The 15,772-nt window shown below is 70.9% G+C and carries 11 protein-coding genes; 7 read left to right on the top strand and 4 right to left on the bottom strand.

The features are described 5' to 3' along the window. Window positions 1-54: 54 nt before the first annotated feature. Genes zwf through eda form a run of 4 tightly spaced genes read left to right on the top strand, consistent with a single transcriptional unit; the run spans window position 55 to window position 4,947 of the window. Window positions 55-1,551, top strand: coding sequence for a glucose-6-phosphate dehydrogenase (gene zwf, locus Pth03_RS27735; RefSeq protein WP_203947350.1), 1,497 nt, complete (start codon window positions 55-57; stop codon window positions 1,549-1,551). After that, the gene (gene edd, locus Pth03_RS27730) at window positions 1,548-3,380 is read left to right on the top strand and encodes a phosphogluconate dehydratase (protein WP_239119418.1); all 1,833 of its coding nucleotides are present in this window, start codon (window positions 1,548-1,550) and stop codon (window positions 3,378-3,380) included. Before zwf ends, edd begins: the two co-directional genes overlap by 4 nt. Further along, window positions 3,377-4,336: a glucokinase gene (locus Pth03_RS27725; protein ID WP_203947348.1), complete on the top strand. Its 960-nt coding sequence runs from the start codon at window positions 3,377-3,379 to the stop codon at window positions 4,334-4,336. The genes edd and Pth03_RS27725 overlap by 4 nt, the downstream gene beginning before the upstream one ends. Continuing rightward, entirely contained in the window at window positions 4,333-4,947 is a 615-nt protein-coding gene (gene eda / locus Pth03_RS27720; protein ID WP_203947347.1) for a bifunctional 4-hydroxy-2-oxoglutarate aldolase/2-dehydro-3-deoxy-phosphogluconate aldolase, read from the top strand. Before Pth03_RS27725 ends, eda begins: the two co-directional genes overlap by 4 nt. Before the next feature lie 166 nt (window positions 4,948-5,113). Here the strand turns inward: eda and Pth03_RS27715 are convergent, their stop codons facing one another. After that, window positions 5,114-6,130: a LacI family DNA-binding transcriptional regulator gene (locus tag Pth03_RS27715; protein WP_203947346.1), complete on the bottom strand. Its 1,017-nt coding sequence runs from the start codon at window positions 6,128-6,130 to the stop codon at window positions 5,114-5,116. A 40-nt stretch (window positions 6,131-6,170) separates the two neighbouring features. After that, a complete protein-coding gene (locus Pth03_RS27710) occupies window positions 6,171-7,793 on the bottom strand; it encodes a glycoside hydrolase family 13 protein (RefSeq protein ID WP_203947345.1) in 1,623 nt (540 codons plus the stop codon). A gap of 379 nt (window positions 7,794-8,172) precedes the next feature. Between Pth03_RS27710 and Pth03_RS27705 the strand changes: the two genes are divergently transcribed. After that, a complete protein-coding gene (locus Pth03_RS27705) occupies window positions 8,173-9,456 on the top strand; it encodes an ABC transporter ATP-binding protein (protein ID WP_203947344.1) in 1,284 nt (427 codons plus the stop codon). 21 nt (window positions 9,457-9,477) lie between these two features. On the opposite strand, the gene Pth03_RS27700 is transcribed toward Pth03_RS27705, so the two are convergent. Next, complete coding sequence (locus Pth03_RS27700) at window positions 9,478-10,110, bottom strand: ACT domain-containing protein (protein WP_203947343.1); 633 nt, start codon at window positions 10,108-10,110, stop codon at window positions 9,478-9,480. 237 nt (window positions 10,111-10,347) lie between these two features. Between Pth03_RS27700 and Pth03_RS27695 the strand changes: the two genes are divergently transcribed. Continuing rightward, entirely contained in the window at window positions 10,348-11,766 is a 1,419-nt protein-coding gene (locus Pth03_RS27695; RefSeq protein WP_203947342.1) for a sensor histidine kinase, read from the top strand. Between the two features lie 401 nt (window positions 11,767-12,167). After that, entirely contained in the window at window positions 12,168-14,240 is a 2,073-nt protein-coding gene (locus Pth03_RS27690; protein WP_203947341.1) for an N-acetylneuraminate synthase family protein, read from the top strand. A 203-nt stretch (window positions 14,241-14,443) separates the two neighbouring features. Here the strand turns inward: Pth03_RS27690 and Pth03_RS27685 are convergent, their stop codons facing one another. Then, a complete protein-coding gene (locus Pth03_RS27685; protein WP_239119421.1) occupies window positions 14,444-15,661 on the bottom strand; it encodes a DUF6716 putative glycosyltransferase in 1,218 nt (405 codons plus the stop codon). Between the last annotated feature and the right edge of the window lie 111 nt (window positions 15,662-15,772).

The raw sequence follows: 15,772 nt of genomic DNA, 5'->3' as shown, positions 1-15,772 counted from the left end.
TCGGTTACAAAAGTCAGCTTGAAAGTGCACATATCTCCCGCTAATGTCCGACCCATGCCCGTTGAACCCTCCGCTGACCGGCAGGCGGCCGATCTGATCATCTTCGGCGGCACCGGGGACCTCTCCATGCGGAAGCTCCTCCCCGCCCTGTATCACTGCGACCGCGACGGACGCCTCGCCGACGAGACCCGGATCATCGCGATGTCGCGCGGCGGGCTGGGCGACTCCGACTTCCGCGGCAAGGTCGACGCCGAGGTACGGCCCGCGCTGGGCGACCCGGAGGGCTGGGACCGGTTCGCCCGCCGGCTCCACCACGTCTCCATCGACATCGGCGGGCCCGCCGCCCCCGCGGGCTGGGACGCCCTGGCCGCGCTGCTCGCCGGGCACGAGGACCGCGACCGGATCTTCTATCTGGCCAGCCCGCCCATGACGTTCGGCCCGTTCTGCCACGGCGCGCAGGAGGCCGGGCTGGTCACCCCGCGCTCGCGCGTCGTCCTGGAGAAGCCGCTCGGCCGCGACCTGGCCAGCGCGCAGGCGATCAACGACGAGGTCGGCGCGATCTTCGAGGAGCGGCAGATCTTCCGTATCGACCACTACCTCGGCAAGGAGACGGTGCAGAACCTGCTCGTGCTGCGGTTCGCCAACGCCTTCCTCGAGCCGATCTGGAACTCGCTGTGGATCGACCACGTCCAGATCACCGCGTCGGAGACCGTCGGCACTCCCGGGCGCCGCGGCTACTACGACCACGCCGGGGCTCTGCGCGACATGGTGCAGAACCACCTGCTGAACCTGCTCTGCCTGGTCGCCATGGAACCGCCCGCGCACAACGACCGTGAGGCCGTGCGCGACGAGAAGGTCAAGGTGCTCCAGGCACTGCGGCCCATCGTGGGCTCCGAGGTCGACCGCTTCACCGTGCGCGGCCAGTACACCGAGGGCACCACGGCGACGGCCGCCGGAGACGTCACCGTCCCCGGCTACCTCGACGAACCCGACAGCACCCGGCCCACCCCCGCGTCCCAGCGGGTCGAGACCTTCGCCGCCGTCCGGGCCGAGGTGAAGAACTGGCGCTGGGCGGGTGTGCCGTTCTACCTGCGCACCGGCAAGCGCCTGCCCACCCGGCGCTCGGAGATCGTCGTGCAGTTCAAGGAGGTGCCGCACGCGATCTTCCCCGGTGCGGCGCCCAACCGCCTCGTTCTGCGGCTGCAGCCCAGCGAGGGCATCGAGCTGTGCCTGATGGCCAAGGAGCCGGGCGCGGGCGACGTGACGCTGCGCCCCGTGCCGCTGAGCCTCAGCTTCGCCGAGACGTTCCAGAGCCGGGTGCCCGACGCCTACGAGCGCCTCCTCATGGACGTGCTGTCCGGCAACCCCACCCTGTTCATGCGGCGCGACGAGGTCGAGGCCGCCTGGCGCTGGATCGACCCGATCATCGCGCACTGGGACGGCTCGGCGATGCTGCCCGAGCCGTACCCCGCCGGAACGGCCGGGCCGGCCGGCGCGCACGAACTGCTGGCCCGCAGCGACCGCACGTGGCACGAGGAGGCCCCCCAGTGACGAACCGCGTGATCGACGAGGTCACCGAGCGCATCCGGGCGCGCAGCGCCGGCCGGCGTGCCGCCTACATGGAGCGCGTCGCACAGGCCGGGCAGGAACTGCGCGAGCGGGGACCGGCCCGGGGCCGCCTGGGCTGCGCCAACCTCGCGCACGGATTCGCCGGCGCACCGGAGCACGACAAGCGTGACCTGCGTGGTACGGCCAAGCCGGGCGTGGCCATCGTCACCTCCTACAACGACATGCTCTCCGCGCACCAGCCGTACGAGACCTACCCGCCGGAGTTGAAGCGGGCCGTGCGGGCGGCGGGCGGCGTGGCGCAGGTCGCGGGCGGCGTGCCCGCGATGTGCGACGGCATCACCCAGGGCCGGGCCGGCATGGAACTGTCGCTCTACAGCCGCGACGTGATCGCCATGGCGACCGCGATCGCGCTGTCACACGACATGTTCGACGCCTCGCTGCTTCTGGGCGTCTGCGACAAGATCGTCCCTGGCCTGCTGATCGGCGCCCTGCACTTCGGCCACCTTCCGGCGATCTTCGTGCCCGCCGGGCCGATGGCGTCCGGCCTGCCCAACAAGGTCAAGGCGCGCGCCCGCCAGCACTTCGCCGAAGGGCTGATCGGGCGCGACGAGATGCTCGACGCGGAGGCCAAGTCCTACCACTCGCCGGGCACGTGCACCTTCTACGGCACCGCGAACTCCAACCAGCTGCTCATGGAGGTCATGGGCCTCCACCTGCCGGGGGCGACGTTCGTCAACCCGCACACCGAGCTGCGGCACGCGCTCACCGAGGCGGCCGGCCGCAGGGCGGCCGAGATCACGCCCCACGGAGACGAGTACACGCCGGTCGCGGAGGTCGTCGACGAGAAGGCCATCGTGAACGCGGTGGTCGCCCTGCTGGCCTCCGGCGGCTCGACCAACCACACCATGCACCTGGTGGCCATGGCCGCCGCCGCGGGCATCGAGCTGACCTGGGACGACATGGCGGCGCTGTCCAAGGTCGTGCCGCTGCTCACCCGGATGTACCCCAACGGCCAGGCCGACGTGAACCACTTCCAGGCGGCCGGCGGCATGCAGGTCTTCATCGGCGACCTCCTCGACGGCGAGCTCCTCCACGCCGACGTGCTGACGGTCGCGGGGCGGGGGCTCGACCTCTACCGCGCCGCGCCCTCGCTGAAGGAGGGGGCCCTGGTCTGGGAGGAGCGCACGGAGGGCAGCACCGACCACGACGTGCTGCGCCCGGTCGGCGACCCCTTCTCGGCCGACGGCGGCATCCACATGCTGTCGGGCAACCTCGGCAGGGCGGTGAGCAAGGTGTCGGCGGTCAAGCCCGAACACCTGGTCATCGAGGCGCCCGCCCGCGTCTTCGACGACCAGAAAGAACTGCTCGGCGCGTTCGAGTCCGGCGTGCTGGACGGCCAGGACTTCATCGCCGTCGTCCGCTACCAGGGTCCCCGCGCCAACGGCATGCCGGAGCTGCACAAGCTCACGCCCCCGCTGGCCGTGCTGCTCGACCGCGGGCAGAAGGTGGCCATCGTCACCGACGGCCGCATGTCGGGCGCGTCGGGCAAGGTTCCCGCCGCCATCCACCTGTCGCCCGAGGCCGCCGACGGCGGCCCGATCGCGCTCGTCCGCGACGGCGACCTGATCAGGCTCGACTCGACCGCAGGGACGCTGACCGTCCTTTCCGACATGTCGGGCCGCACCCCGGAGGGTGCTCCGCTCACCGACGAGGAATGGGCGGGCACCGGCCGGGAGTTGTTCTCCTCGTTCCGCCGGATGGTCGGTCCGCCCGACCGCGGAGCGAGCGTCTTCTCTGGAGGTGCCGCATGACGCTGCCCTGGCTCGTCGCCGACATCGGCGGCACCAACGCGCGATTCGGGCTGGTCACCGAACTGGGTGGCCCGCCCGAGAACGTCGCCGTACTGAACGTCGCCAAGCATCCAAGCCTCGCCGATGCCGTAGCCGCCTATCTCGCAGACCATGCGGGCGGAGTTCGGCCGGGAGCCGCGTGCCTGGCGATAGCCGGTCCGGTCGAGAACGACCGATACCGGCTGACGAACGCGGGGTGGTCGGGCTCGGTCACCGAGCTTGGCATCCCGCACGTCGACCTGCTCAACGATTTCGAGGCGCTGGCTGTCTCGCTCCCGCATCTGGCGGGGCACGATCTGGTGCCGCTCGGCGGGCCGCCGCCGATCCCCGGCATGATGAAGGCCGTGCTCGGACCCGGTACGGGCCTCGGCGTGGGCGGCCTGGTCCCGGTCGGAGACGGCTGGGCTCCCGTGCCCGGCGAGGGGGGCCATGTCTCGGTCCCCGCCGTGACCGACCTCGAGATGGAGATCGTCCGTGCGCTGCGCGCGGACGGCCTGCCGTACGTCGACGCCGAGCACCTGCTCTCCGGCCCCGGGCTGGTCCGGCTGCACCGGGGGCTCTCCCTCGTGCGCGGCGTCGCCCCCGAAGAGACCTCCCCCTCGCGGATCGTCGAATCCGACGACGCGCTCAGCGTGGAGACCGTCGAGATCTTCCTCGCCCTGCTCGGCGGCTTCGCCGGCAACGTCGCCCTGACGCTCGGCGCGCACGGCGGCGTCTACATCGGCGGCGGCGTGCTGCCGCGTATCGCCGAGCGCGCCAAGGGCAGCGACTTCCGGGCGAGGTTCGAGACGACTGCTCCCGCCCTGTCCGACTACGTCGGGGCGATCGCCACATCGCTGATCGTCGCCGAGCAACCCGCGCTGGTGGGAGCCGCCGCGTGGCTGTCCCAGCGCTCGTCTACCGTGGAACTGGTATGAGTCTTCTCGATCTCGCCCCCGTGGTCCCCGTCGTCGTGATCGACGACGCCGAGACCGCCGTCCCTCTCGCACGGGCTCTGGTCGCCGGCGGCCTGCCGGCCATCGAGATCACCCTGCGCACTGCCGCCGGGCTCGAGTGCGTCAGGCGCATCGCCGCCGAGGTGCCCGACGCCGTGGTGGGGGCGGGCACGGTCCGCACAGCGGCCGACGTCGACGCCTCCGTGGAGGCGGGCGCCCGCTTCCTCGTCTCGCCGGGGAGCACGCCCTCCCTGCTGGCCGCGATGCTCGACTCTGGCGTGCCGTTCCTGCCGGGCGTCGCGACCGCGTCCGAGGCGATGTCGTTGTTCGACCAGGGGGTGCGGGAGATGAAGTTCTTCCCCGCGGAGGCCGCCGGGGGCGTGCCGTACCTCAAGTCGCTCGGCGGGCCGCTGCCGGACGTGCGGTTCTGCCCCACCGGCGGGATCAGCCTGTCGAGCGCGCCGTCCTACCTGGCGTTGCCCAACGTCGGCACCGTCGGCGGCAGCTGGCTGACCCCGGCGAGCGCGCTGGCCGCCGGCGACTTCGGTCTCATCGAGAAGCTCGCGACGGAGGCGGCGGGGCTGCGTTCGTGACCTTTTGCCCGTAATCTCGGGTTTGTGACTTCGTCGGCTTGGCTTCTCCCTCGGCGAAGCCGGCGGCCATGTCGTGTCCCGTGACCCGGATGCACGCTCATGAGTCTGGCCCGTGACCTTCGGATCGATGGTCACGGGCCTTTCGCCTGCCATGGCCACTGCATGATCACGCACAAGGGGCGGGGGCGGTGGTGCCGCGGACGACGAGTTCGGGCTGGTAGACGAGCTCCAGGTGGCGCGAGGGGGTGCCGCCGATCTCCTCGAGCAAAGTCTCGACCGCGGCGGCGGCCATGGCCGCGATGGGCTTGCGCACGGTCGTCAGCGGCGGGTCGGTGAACGCCATCAGCGGGGAGTCGTCGAACCCGACGACCGACACGTCGGCGGGAACCGACAATCCGCGCTCGCGGGCCGCGCGGATCGCACCGAGCGCCATCAGGTCGCTCGCGCAGAAGACGCCCGTACAGCCGCGGTCGATCAGCGCGGCGGCGGCCGCCTGCCCGCCCTCGACGGAGAACAGCGAGTGCTGGATGAGGTCGTCCACGTCGGCCGTCCCCAGCAGATGCGTCATCGCCTGCCGGAACCCCTCGATCTTGCGGATGACGGGCACGAACCGACGCTGGCCGAGGGCGAGCCCGATGCGCCGGTGCCCGAGGTCCACCAGGTGCTGTACGGCCAGGCGCGCGGCGAGCCGGTCGTCGGGCGAGATGAACGGTGCGGGGATGACCGGGCTGTACCCGTCGACCAGCACGATCGGCACCCCCTGGTCGGTGAGGCGCGTGTAGCGGTCCATACGGGTGGTGGTGTCGGCGTGCAGGCCGGAGGCGAACACGATCCCGGCGACGCCCCGGTCGAGCAGCATGCTCGTGAACTCGTCCTCGGGGGTGCCCTCAGGCTCCTGGGTGCACAGGATCGGCGTGTACCCGTGCTGGGTGAGCGCCTTCTCGACCGCCTGCGCGAAGGCGGGGAAGATCGGGTTGCCCAGGTCGGGGATCACCAGGCCGACCAGGCCGTTGCCGCGCCTCCGCAGCCGCTGCGGGCGTTCGTATCCCATGACGTCGAGCGCCGCGAGCACCGCCTGCCGGGTGCCGGCCGCCACGCCGGCCTTGCCGTTCAGCACCCGGCTCACCGTCGCCTCGCTGACCCCCGCCTGAGCCGCGATGTCGGCGAGCCGTGTGGTGTTCACGAGATCACTCTAAATAAGGCGGCGCCCGGCGAGGCGGCGGTCAGAGTGCGGGACGGCCGCCACTCCACCAAGTGACCGAATCCGGCGCCAAGCGGACGACTCCCCCGGCGACGACGGGGGCGGAGCTGGCCAGGAGGAGTTCCCCAAGGCTCCCGGGTGCTTCGACCCACTCGCCGGTGAAGTTGGCCAGGCAGGTCAGGGCGCCCTCCCGCGAGAACGCGAGTGCGCCGGCAGGAGCGTCGACCCACGTCAGAGGAGCTTCGCCGAGCTGCGGCAGGGATCGCCTGATCCTCAGCGCGGCCCGGTAGAGGTTCAGCATCGAGGCCTCGTCGCGCAGCTGCGCCTCGACGCTGAGGTTGCACCAGTCCGCGGGCAGCGGCAGCCAGCTGCGGACGGTGTCCGCCGGGGCGAAGCCGTGCGTGGGTCCGCCCGCCTGCGTCCACGGGATCGGCACGCGGCAGCCGTCCCGCCCGCTGTCGGGGGCGCGCAGCCGCTGCGGGTCGCACAGGTATTCCTCAGGCAGGTCGAGCACCTCGGGCAGGCCGAGCTCGTCGCCCTGGTAGACGTAGGCGGAGCCGGGAAGCGCCAGCATCAGCAGCGCCGCCGCGCGCGCCCGGCGCAGCCCGAGTTCACCCCCGCCGTAACGGGTGACGTGCCGTTTGACGTCGTGGTTGGACAACACCCAGGTCGACGGCGCGCCGACCAGGGCGGCCGTGGTGAGTGACTCCTCGATGACCGAGCGGAAGACGGCGGCGTCCCACGGCGCCTTGAGGAAGTGGAAGTTGAACGCCTGGTGGAGCTCGTCGGGCCGCACATAGCGGGCCAGCCGCTCCGGCGTCGGCGCCCACGCTTCGGCGACGCCGATCCGCTCGCCCTGGTAGGAGTCGAGGATGCGCCGCCAGGTGCGGTGGATCTCGTGCACGCCGTCCTGGTCGAAGAACGGCACGTCGGCGACACCGATCATCTCGACGTGCCCCGGATATCCGACGTCGGGCAGCCCCGGCGCCTTGACCATGCCGTGCGCCACGTCGATGCGGAAGCCGTCCACGCCGAGGTCGAGCCAGAACCGCAGCACGTCGGCGAACTCGGCGTGGACCTCGGGGTTGTCCCAGTTGAGGTCGGGCTGTTCGCGGGCGAACAGGTGGAGGTACCACTGGCCGTCCTCGACGCGCGTCCACGCCGGGCCGCCGAAGACCGACTCCCAGTCGTTGGGCGGCAGCTCGCCCGCGGCTCCCCTGCCCTCGCGGAAGACGTACCGCTCACGCTCGGGTCCGCCCGGCTCTCCGAGCAGCGCCGCGGCGAACCAGGCGTGGCGGTCGGAGGTGTGGTTGGGCACCACGTCCACGATGATTCGCAGGCCCCTGGCGTGCGCGTCCTCGATCAGCGCCCGGGCGTCGGCGAGGGAACCGAAGATCGGGTCGACGTCGCGGTAGTCGGCCACGTCGTATCCGAAGTCGGCCATCGGGGAGGTGTAGAACGGCGTCAGCCACAGGGCGTCGACCCCGAGGTCGGCGAGGTACGGCAGGCGGCCGCGCACCCCGGGCAGGTCGCCGACACCGTCGCCGTCGGCGTCCGCGAAACTGCGGACGTACACCTGGTAGATCACCGCGTCCCGCCACCATCGGGTGGCCGCCACGGACGGCTTGACGGCGAGCTCGGTCATGGGGTCCCCCGATTTCTTTCCTTGACGTGACGCTTCTTCGCGACCCGGCCACCGCGGGGCGGGCACTCCTCGTGGTCCGGGGGATTTGCCCGGAAGCTAACAGCGGCAAGAACCCCGATGAAAGCCTTTGCAGAAATTTTCCGCAGATCGTTACATTTGCCACATATGGGCGAGTCATCCATGACCGTCGACGGGCCTGACAAATTGCCCTGACAATTCCGAAATTCCCAGTAAACGCCAGTGGAACGATGAGTTTCCACTGGGTGCCGGATTTCTCACACTATGTATAGACACAGGCGTCTAGACGCGATGTACTACCTCATCAATCACACCGATCGCTGGGGATCCGGGCTCGCGCGCCCGGGAGGAACGAGCTCGCATGAGCACCGTCGTCCTCGACAATGTGACCAAGGTCTACCCGGGTGGCCACCTCGCGGTCGACCGTATGAACCTGCGAGCGGACGAGGGTGAGCTGCTCGTTCTGCTGGGTCCGTCCGGTTGCGGCAAGTCGACCCTGCTGCGCATGATCGCCGGGCTTGAGGACATCACCGCGGGCGAACTGTGGCTGGGCGGACGGCACGCGAACCACCTCGCCCCCCGCGACCGCGACGTCGCCATGGTGTTCCAGAACGGCGCCCTTTATCCGCACCGCACCGTGCGGGGAAACATCTCCTTCCCCCTGGAGATCGCCAAAACCGATCCGGCCGTGGTCCGCGAGCGCGTGGTGGAGTTGTCGCGTGCCCTGCACATCGACGAGACGCTCGACAGGCGGCCGGCGACGTTGTCCGGCGGCCAGCGTCAGCGCGTGGCGATGGGCCGCGCGATCGTCCGCCGGCCGTCGCTGTTCCTCATGGACGAGCCGCTGTCCAATCTCGACGCGGGCATGCGCACCGAGTTGCGCATGGAGATCTCCTCGCTCGTGCGCGCGCTCGGCGTCACCACCGTCTATGTCACCCACGACCAGATCGAGGCGCTGACGCTGGCCGACCGGATCGCGATCATGAACCGTGGCGTGCTCCAGGACATCGGCACCCCCGGCCAGGTCTACAACGACCCGGCCACGGCGTTCACGGCGGCGTTCCTGAGCTCCCAGCAGCTCAACCTGCTCGCCGCGGACGTCCGTACGCCACAGAACCAGTTCATCCTGCTGGATTTCGGCCCTCACCAGATCAGGATGAACTGGACCGATCCACGCGCGTACGCCATCTCCCAGCACACCGGTTCGCAGATCGTCGTCGGCATCCGGCCGGACGCGCTCGTCCCGGTGCCCGAATACACCGAGGGGCCCACGTTCTTCGGCCGCGTGCGCACGCTCGAGTACCACGGCCACGAGTGGCTCGCCTACCTGGAGGCCGGCATCCCCGCCGTGGTCGTGCCGGAGCCGCCTGACCCGCGGCAGGCCCGCACGGGCGGCGGGCAGGAGGCCGGCCGGTCGCGCTCGGTGGTGCGCCGCCTCCTCAGCGGCGGCAACGCCGCAGAGGACGGCGAGCCTGCGGGGCCCGTGCCCGCGGGCAGCGGCACGCACCGGCGCGCCGACCTGATCGTCCGGCTGGGCGCCCGCCCGGTGTGGCGGGCGGGCGAGCACGGGCGGGTCGCCGTCGACGTCTCCCGCCTCATGCTGTTCACCCAGGACGGCCACAGAATCGACCCGCCGCGCCGCTGAGAGGCGCCACTGAGCGACCCGTTACGAAGCGGCGGGAGAAGACGTCAGGCGGCCCGGGCGGGCCAGCACGGAGACGATCCCCGCCAGGCGGGCGATCTTGTCGACTTCCGCCCGATGGAACGCGGGCCCCTGCGCGCGGGCGACCACGAGGTGCGTCCCGTCCATGGGCACACTGACCAGGTGCAGCGTCCCCTCGCTGAACGCCGACGGCCTGATCGGCGTCAGATCCGACGCCGGAACGTCTTCGGGGGCCTGCCAACTGCCGTGGACGACCTTTCCGTCACCCGAGTCGACGGCCACCGCCCAGTCGGCGCTCACCAGATCGGGCACGGCGTCGACCAGCGTCATGAGCGCCCGGTCGGGCTCTCCCGCCACATGACCGAGCAGGTCGTAGTCGGGGCTCGTGCCCGGGACCTCCCTGGTCGGCCACACCGACTCCACCCGCGTGCCGGGCACCACGCCGATCCGCTCACGCAACTCGGCGGGTTCGAAGACTCCCGACCACGAAACGGTGAAGTCGTCGACCGCCCGCCCCGCCTGCCGTTCCAGCACGGTCACCTGCAGGATGTCGGCCCCCATCACTCCGAACGCCCGCGCCACCTGTCCCAGCACCCCGGGCCGGTCGGGGAGCGAGACCCGTAGCCGCAGCAACATCCGCATCACCTCCAAGTCGTGCGACAACAACAGTGTCGGACAGAGGTTTCAGGTTCATTACGGCGGCGGGTCACGACACCGCCGGTGAATTCCCGGATGTTGCGCCCGGGCGCCACGGAGCGGGGCAGACCGGCGCGACCTGGTCCGCGCGGCGCCCCTTTCGATTTTGACGAATTTTGAGGATTCCTTTCCCACTCCGCGAATTTCCGCCTCGATGACCATAAGTAGCCTCGGGGAATGCCCCTCCCCTGGCCGCGTTCGCGCTCGTTGCGTGCACGCCTGACGTTCATCGCCGTCGCGGCCGCGGCTCTGGTCCTGATCCCCGTCGCCATCGCGGCGGATGTGGGCATACGGCACGCGGTCGCGGTCCGGATATGGAGCGACGGCCTCGACACCGCCAGCAAGGTCGCCGCGGAGATCCGCAACGGGCAGGTGCCGAAGACCATCCCGACGACGGGGAACGACATCAACCTCATCATGGTCGGCGGTCCGAAGGGCGTGATCGCCACCAGTGCCGACGCACGGGGACTGCCGCCGCTCACCTCGCTGCGGCCCGCGTCCGACACCGAGACCACGCAGACCACGACCTGCGGGCTCCCCGGCCGCGACTGCGTCTACCTGACCGCGGTCCGCGTCTCCGACGCCCCCGACTCCCCCGTCGTCTACGCCGGACGCACCGCGCCGAAGATCCTCGACAGCCGGTTACCCGAGCTGGAGCTCGCGGCGCTCATCCTGGTGCTGGGCGGCGGCGCGGGCTGGGTGGCGTGGAACGTCTCAGGACGCGCCCTCAGCCCCGTCGAGGCCATCCGCTCCGAGTTGGAGGAGATCACCGCGAGGAACCCCGGCTCGCGGGTGCCGGAACCGCCGGGGAACGACGAGATCGCCCGGCTGGCACGCACCGCCAACGACGCACTTGCCCGGCTCGACAGGTCGATACGCCAGCAGCGCCAGTTCACCGCCGACGCCTCACACGAGTTGCGCACACCCATCGCCGGCATCCGGGCGCAACTGGAGGGCGCACGGCTCCACCCGGAGGACACCACCGTCGCCATCGACGCGGCGCTGCGCGACACCAACAGGCTGGAGGCGATCGTCACCGACCTGCTCCTGCTGACCAGCCTGGGCACCAATCCCGACACGGCAGGAGAGCCCGTCGACCTCGGGCGCATCGTCGCCGCGGAGGTGAAACACCGGTCGGGACGCCTGCCGATCCGGCTCCAGCTCGAGCCCGACCTCATCGTGAACGGATTCGGCCCCCAGCTCGCCCGGGTGCTGGTGAACCTGCTCGACAACGCGGAACGGCACGCCGCCACGTCGGTCGGCGTGGAGATGCACAGAGAGTGCTGCCACCTGGTCGCGTCGGTCGTCAACGACGGCGAGACCATCCCCGAGGAGGACCGCGAGCGCATCTTCGAGCGGTTCTACCGCAGAGACACGGCCAGGAGCAGACGGCACGGGGGCACGGGGCTCGGTCTGGCCATCGCCCGCGAGGTGATCGAGGCCCATCACGGCACGATCACCGCCGAGGACGCCACCGAGGGCGCCCGCTTCGTCATCCGCCTGCCATTGGCCCCTCACGACCCGCAGCCCGAGCGTCCGCACGGCGCCGCCCACGGGTCTCCGCACGGCCGCCCGCCCGCCGCCGGCGGCGAATAGTCCTGCGAGCCGCAGCATGCCGGGACGTCGACGTCGAAGCGCGGCCGCGTGAGCGTCATCCCGCCGGAGACTGCGAGCGGTAGGGCCCAGCATGGCAGAGGCATCCATTGTTGCCTTTATCGATGCCGTTCCGCATCCCCCGTCCGAATTCGCACTTGCGGCAGGTCAGGCCCGTGAACGAGGGTCACGCGGCGGAAAACCCGTCCCGAGCTGCGACGATTCAGTGTGACGAAACTCACCCGTACGGCCCTGAACTGCCATTACGTAACCAAAAATTAAACATTACGCCCATACTCGTTCAGCTGAGTCGCCCCCAACGGGCCCTTCATCTGGTTAGGTTTCGGGACACCCCCAACATGGGGACCCCGTATCGCTTGCAGATCAGCTAGAAGGAGTCACTCGTGCGAGTGCTGGCCGTTGTTCCCGCCCGCGGAGGTTCTGTGGGCGTCCCCCTGAAGAACCTGGAGAAGGTGGGAGGCACACCACTGGTCGCACGAGCGGTCGCCGCCGGTCTGCGTGCCGAACTCGTCGACGAGGTCGTGGTCAGCACCGACCACGACCAGATCGCCGAGGTCGCCGCCGACGCCGGCGCCCGGGTCGTTCGCCGCCCCGCCGACATCAGCGGGTCCACGGCCTCCAGCGAGTCCGCCGTCCTCCACGCGCTTTCCGAGGGCCTGGACGGGGACCCGGAGGTCGTCGTCCTGATCCAGTGCACCAGCGCCTTCATCGACCCGGCCGACCTCGACGCCGCCATCGCGAAGGTCCTGGCGGGCGAGGCCGACTCGGTCTTCTCCGGCACCGAGACCTACGAGTTCGTGTGGACCGGCGACGGCAAGGGCGTCAACCACGACCCCGCGACCCGCCCGCGCCGCCAGGACCGCGAGGCCCAGTTCCGCGAGACCGGCGCCTTCTACGTCATGCGTACGGCCGGCCTGCGCGAGGGCGGCCACCGCTTCTTCGGCCGCATCGCCGTCCAGCCGGTCCCGGCTCAGCACGCGGTCGAGGTGGACACCTCCGACGACCTGAAGATCGTGCGCGCGCTCGCCCCCGTGGTGGACGCGCCGCTGCCCATCGCCGTCGACGCCGTGGTGACCGACTTCGACGGTGTGCACACCGACGACCGGGCGTTCGTCGACTCCGACGGCCGCGAGATCGTCGCCGTCAGCCGGGCCGACGGCATGGGCTTCTCCCTCCTCAAGCGGGCCGGCGTCAAGCTGCTCGTGCTCTCGACCGAGCAGAACCCCGTGGTCGCCGCCCGCGCCGCCAAGCTCGGCGTCCCGGTGATCCAGGGCCTGGCCAGCAAGCACGAGGCGCTCGCCGAGTGGATCGCCAGCGAGGGCCTCGACCCCCAGCGGGTCGCCTACGTCGGCAACGACGTCAACGACCTCACCGCGATGTCCCTCGTCGGCTGGCCGGTGACGGTGCCCGACGCCCACGCCCAGGTGCGTGCCGTCGCGCGGGTCGTCCTGTCCACCCCCGGTGGCGCCGGTGCCGTACGGGAGCTCGCCGACCGGGTTCTCGCGGCCCGCCCCGAGGCCGGCGCCGCGCCGGTCGCCAAGGCGACCGCGGCGTTCTCGTCCCCGGTCTCGCGCCGGCCCGAGCCCGCGCCCGTGCAGATCGGCGACGCGCTGGTCGGCGCCGGCCAGCCGGTCTACATGATCGCTGAGATCGGCATCAACCACAACGGCGACGTCGACATCGCCCGCAAGCTGATCGACGTGGCGGCCGACGCCGGCTGCCAGGCCGTCAAGTTCCAGAAGCGCACGCCGGAGATCTGCGTGCCCCTGGAGCAGCGCAGCCAGATCCGGCAGACTCCGTGGGGCGAGATGACCTACATGGAGTACAAGATCCGGACCGAGTTCGGCTACGACGAGTACTCGCAGATCGCCAAGCACTCCGAGGAGCGCGGGCTCGCGTGGTTCGCCTCCCCGTGGGACGTGCCGTCGGTCGAGTTCCTCGAGGCGATGGACGTGCCCACGCACAAGGTGGCGTCCGCCTCGATCACCGACCACGAGCTGCTGCGCGCCCTGGCCGCCACCAATAAGCCGATCATCCTGTCGACCGGCATGTCGACGCTGGAGGAGATCGACAAGGCCGTGGAGATCCTCGGCACGTCGAAGCTCGTCATGATGCACGCCACCTCCACCTACCCGCTGCCCCCGGAGGAGGCCAACCTCCGCACGATCGTCACCCTCCAGGAGCGGTACGGCGTGCCGGTCGGCTACTCCGGTCACGAGCGCGGCCTGCAGATCTCCCTCGCCGCCGTCACCCTCGGTGCGGTCACCGTCGAGCGGCACATCACGCTCGACCGCACGATGTGGGGGTCGGACCACGCGGCATCGCTCGAGCCGAGCGGCCTGGAGCACCTCGTCCGCGACATCCGCGTCATCGAGAGCGCCCTCGGCGACGGCGTGAAGCGTGTCTTCCCGGGCGAGGAGGCTCCGCGGGCTCGTCTGCGCCGCGTCACCGCCTGACATCTAGAGCATCACCGCGCTGAGTTCGCGGGTCCCGATGCGACGGCCACCCCGGAAGTCTTCGAAGGCTTCCGGGGTGGCCTGTTCATGTCACGGGCCGGCGGACGCCTGTGGCCGGCACGCCCCTGATCAAGCGCTGACACGGACGCGGCCCCCGATCCTCGATTCGGATCGGGGGCCGCGTCTGCGTGGCGTACGGGGGCTCAGAACACCTTGAGGTAGCGGCGCATCTGGCGCTTGGCGCGGTAGCCGTACCGCAGGACCGTGGGCGGCACGTCGAGGCGCAGGCGGGCGCGGCGGCGGGCGGAGGTGTGCTCGGGACCGTCGAGCACGGACGTGGCGGGGACGAACGTGCCGGCGTGGGACTCGGACACGAGCGCGGAGATCTTGTCGATCCAGTCGTTCGCCGCGGCGTCGTGGAAGTAGTTGGCCTGGCACCAGGCGTCCGTCGGCATGCGGAAGTCGCCCTTGGCGAGGTCGTCCATGGTGCCGAGGCAGCCGCTGCCCTCGAAGACGAGGTTGATCATCTCGGCGCTGACTCCGAAGTCGGACAGCACGAGCAGGGGCACACGCTGGGCGATCGCCTCGAGCGCGGCGGTCGAGCTGACGGTGACGAAGCCGGCGGCGTGGGTGAGGTGTTCGTGCATCGGCCCGGCGGCGAACCGGACGGCGTCCTGGCGGACTCGCCCCTCCGCGGCCATCTCGTTCCAGAGCCGCTCGTAGTGGTGGCGCTCGTTGTGGGTCTGGCGTTCGGAGTCGCGGGCCCGGAGTTTGACGACGACGTCGAGGTCGGACCGGCCGGCGGCGAGGGCGGCGAGGGAGAGGAGGATCTGCTCACGCTCCTCCCGCTCGTACGGCACCTTGGCCTGGGTCGCGAAGATGACGCGGTCGCGGTCGCCGTTCGGCGCGTCCGCCTTGCCGAGGTCGAGGTACGGCAGGCGGGCCAGGGCCACGCTGCCGCCTCCGCCCAACTGGCGGCCGATCGCGGAGAATTCGGCGACCTCACGGCCGCTGTGCACGATGAACAGGTCGCAGGCGCTGCGGAAAAGCCAGGCCTTCTCGGTCGCGGGCACCGAGATGCCCGGGAGCCCGGACACGAACACGGGGCGAGGCCGCAGGCCGGAGAGGACCTCCGCGGCGAGGACGTCGACGACGGGGCCGGTGCAGGCGAGCAGCACGACGTCGGGTCGGAACCGTTCGGCCGCCTTGCGCAGTTGCCGGGACGACACGACGGAGGGCTGGGTGCCCTTCTCCCCCACGCCGGCGCTTGTGGTGCCGCTCACCGCGGCGGCGATCTGGGAGTCTGACGGGGCGATGGGGGTTCGGACCACCGTCATCTCGGTCGTCCATGACGCCGGGAGATTGTTGAGCAGGCCTGCGGCCCACTTGAGATACGAATCTGAGTCGGCGACGGCGAGCACGCGGGTCAAGAAGGAACCTTTCCGGGGTCCGGGGTCGCCCCCGGGTCAACACTGCCGGGGTCCGGGGTCGCCCCCGGGTCAACACTGCCGGGGTCCGGGGTCGCCCCCGGG

This window comes from Planotetraspora thailandica (genome assembly GCF_016863335.1).
Classification (GTDB): Bacteria; Actinomycetota; Actinomycetes; order Streptosporangiales; family Streptosporangiaceae; genus Planotetraspora; species Planotetraspora thailandica.
This window is presented reverse-complemented; position numbering and strand designations above follow the sequence as displayed.

What these genes read in the sequence shown, in the direction of transcription:
- eda (WP_203947347.1), top strand. Translation starts at nt 4,333, where the DNA reads ATGAGTCTTCTCGATCTCGCCCCCGTGGTCCCCGTCGTCGTGATCGAC.
- Pth03_RS27710 (WP_203947345.1), bottom strand. Translation starts at nt 7,793, where the DNA reads ATGACCGAGCTCGCCGTCAAGCCGTCCGTGGCGGCCACCCGATGGTGG.
- Pth03_RS27725 (WP_203947348.1), top strand. Translation starts at nt 3,377, where the DNA reads ATGACGCTGCCCTGGCTCGTCGCCGACATCGGCGGCACCAACGCGCGA.
- Pth03_RS27695 (WP_203947342.1), top strand. Translation starts at nt 10,348, where the DNA reads ATGCCCCTCCCCTGGCCGCGTTCGCGCTCGTTGCGTGCACGCCTGACG.
- Pth03_RS27700 (WP_203947343.1), bottom strand. Translation starts at nt 10,110, where the DNA reads ATGTTGCTGCGGCTACGGGTCTCGCTCCCCGACCGGCCCGGGGTGCTG.
- Pth03_RS27705 (WP_203947344.1), top strand. Translation starts at nt 8,173, where the DNA reads ATGAGCACCGTCGTCCTCGACAATGTGACCAAGGTCTACCCGGGTGGC.
- zwf (WP_203947350.1), top strand. Translation starts at nt 55, where the DNA reads ATGCCCGTTGAACCCTCCGCTGACCGGCAGGCGGCCGATCTGATCATC.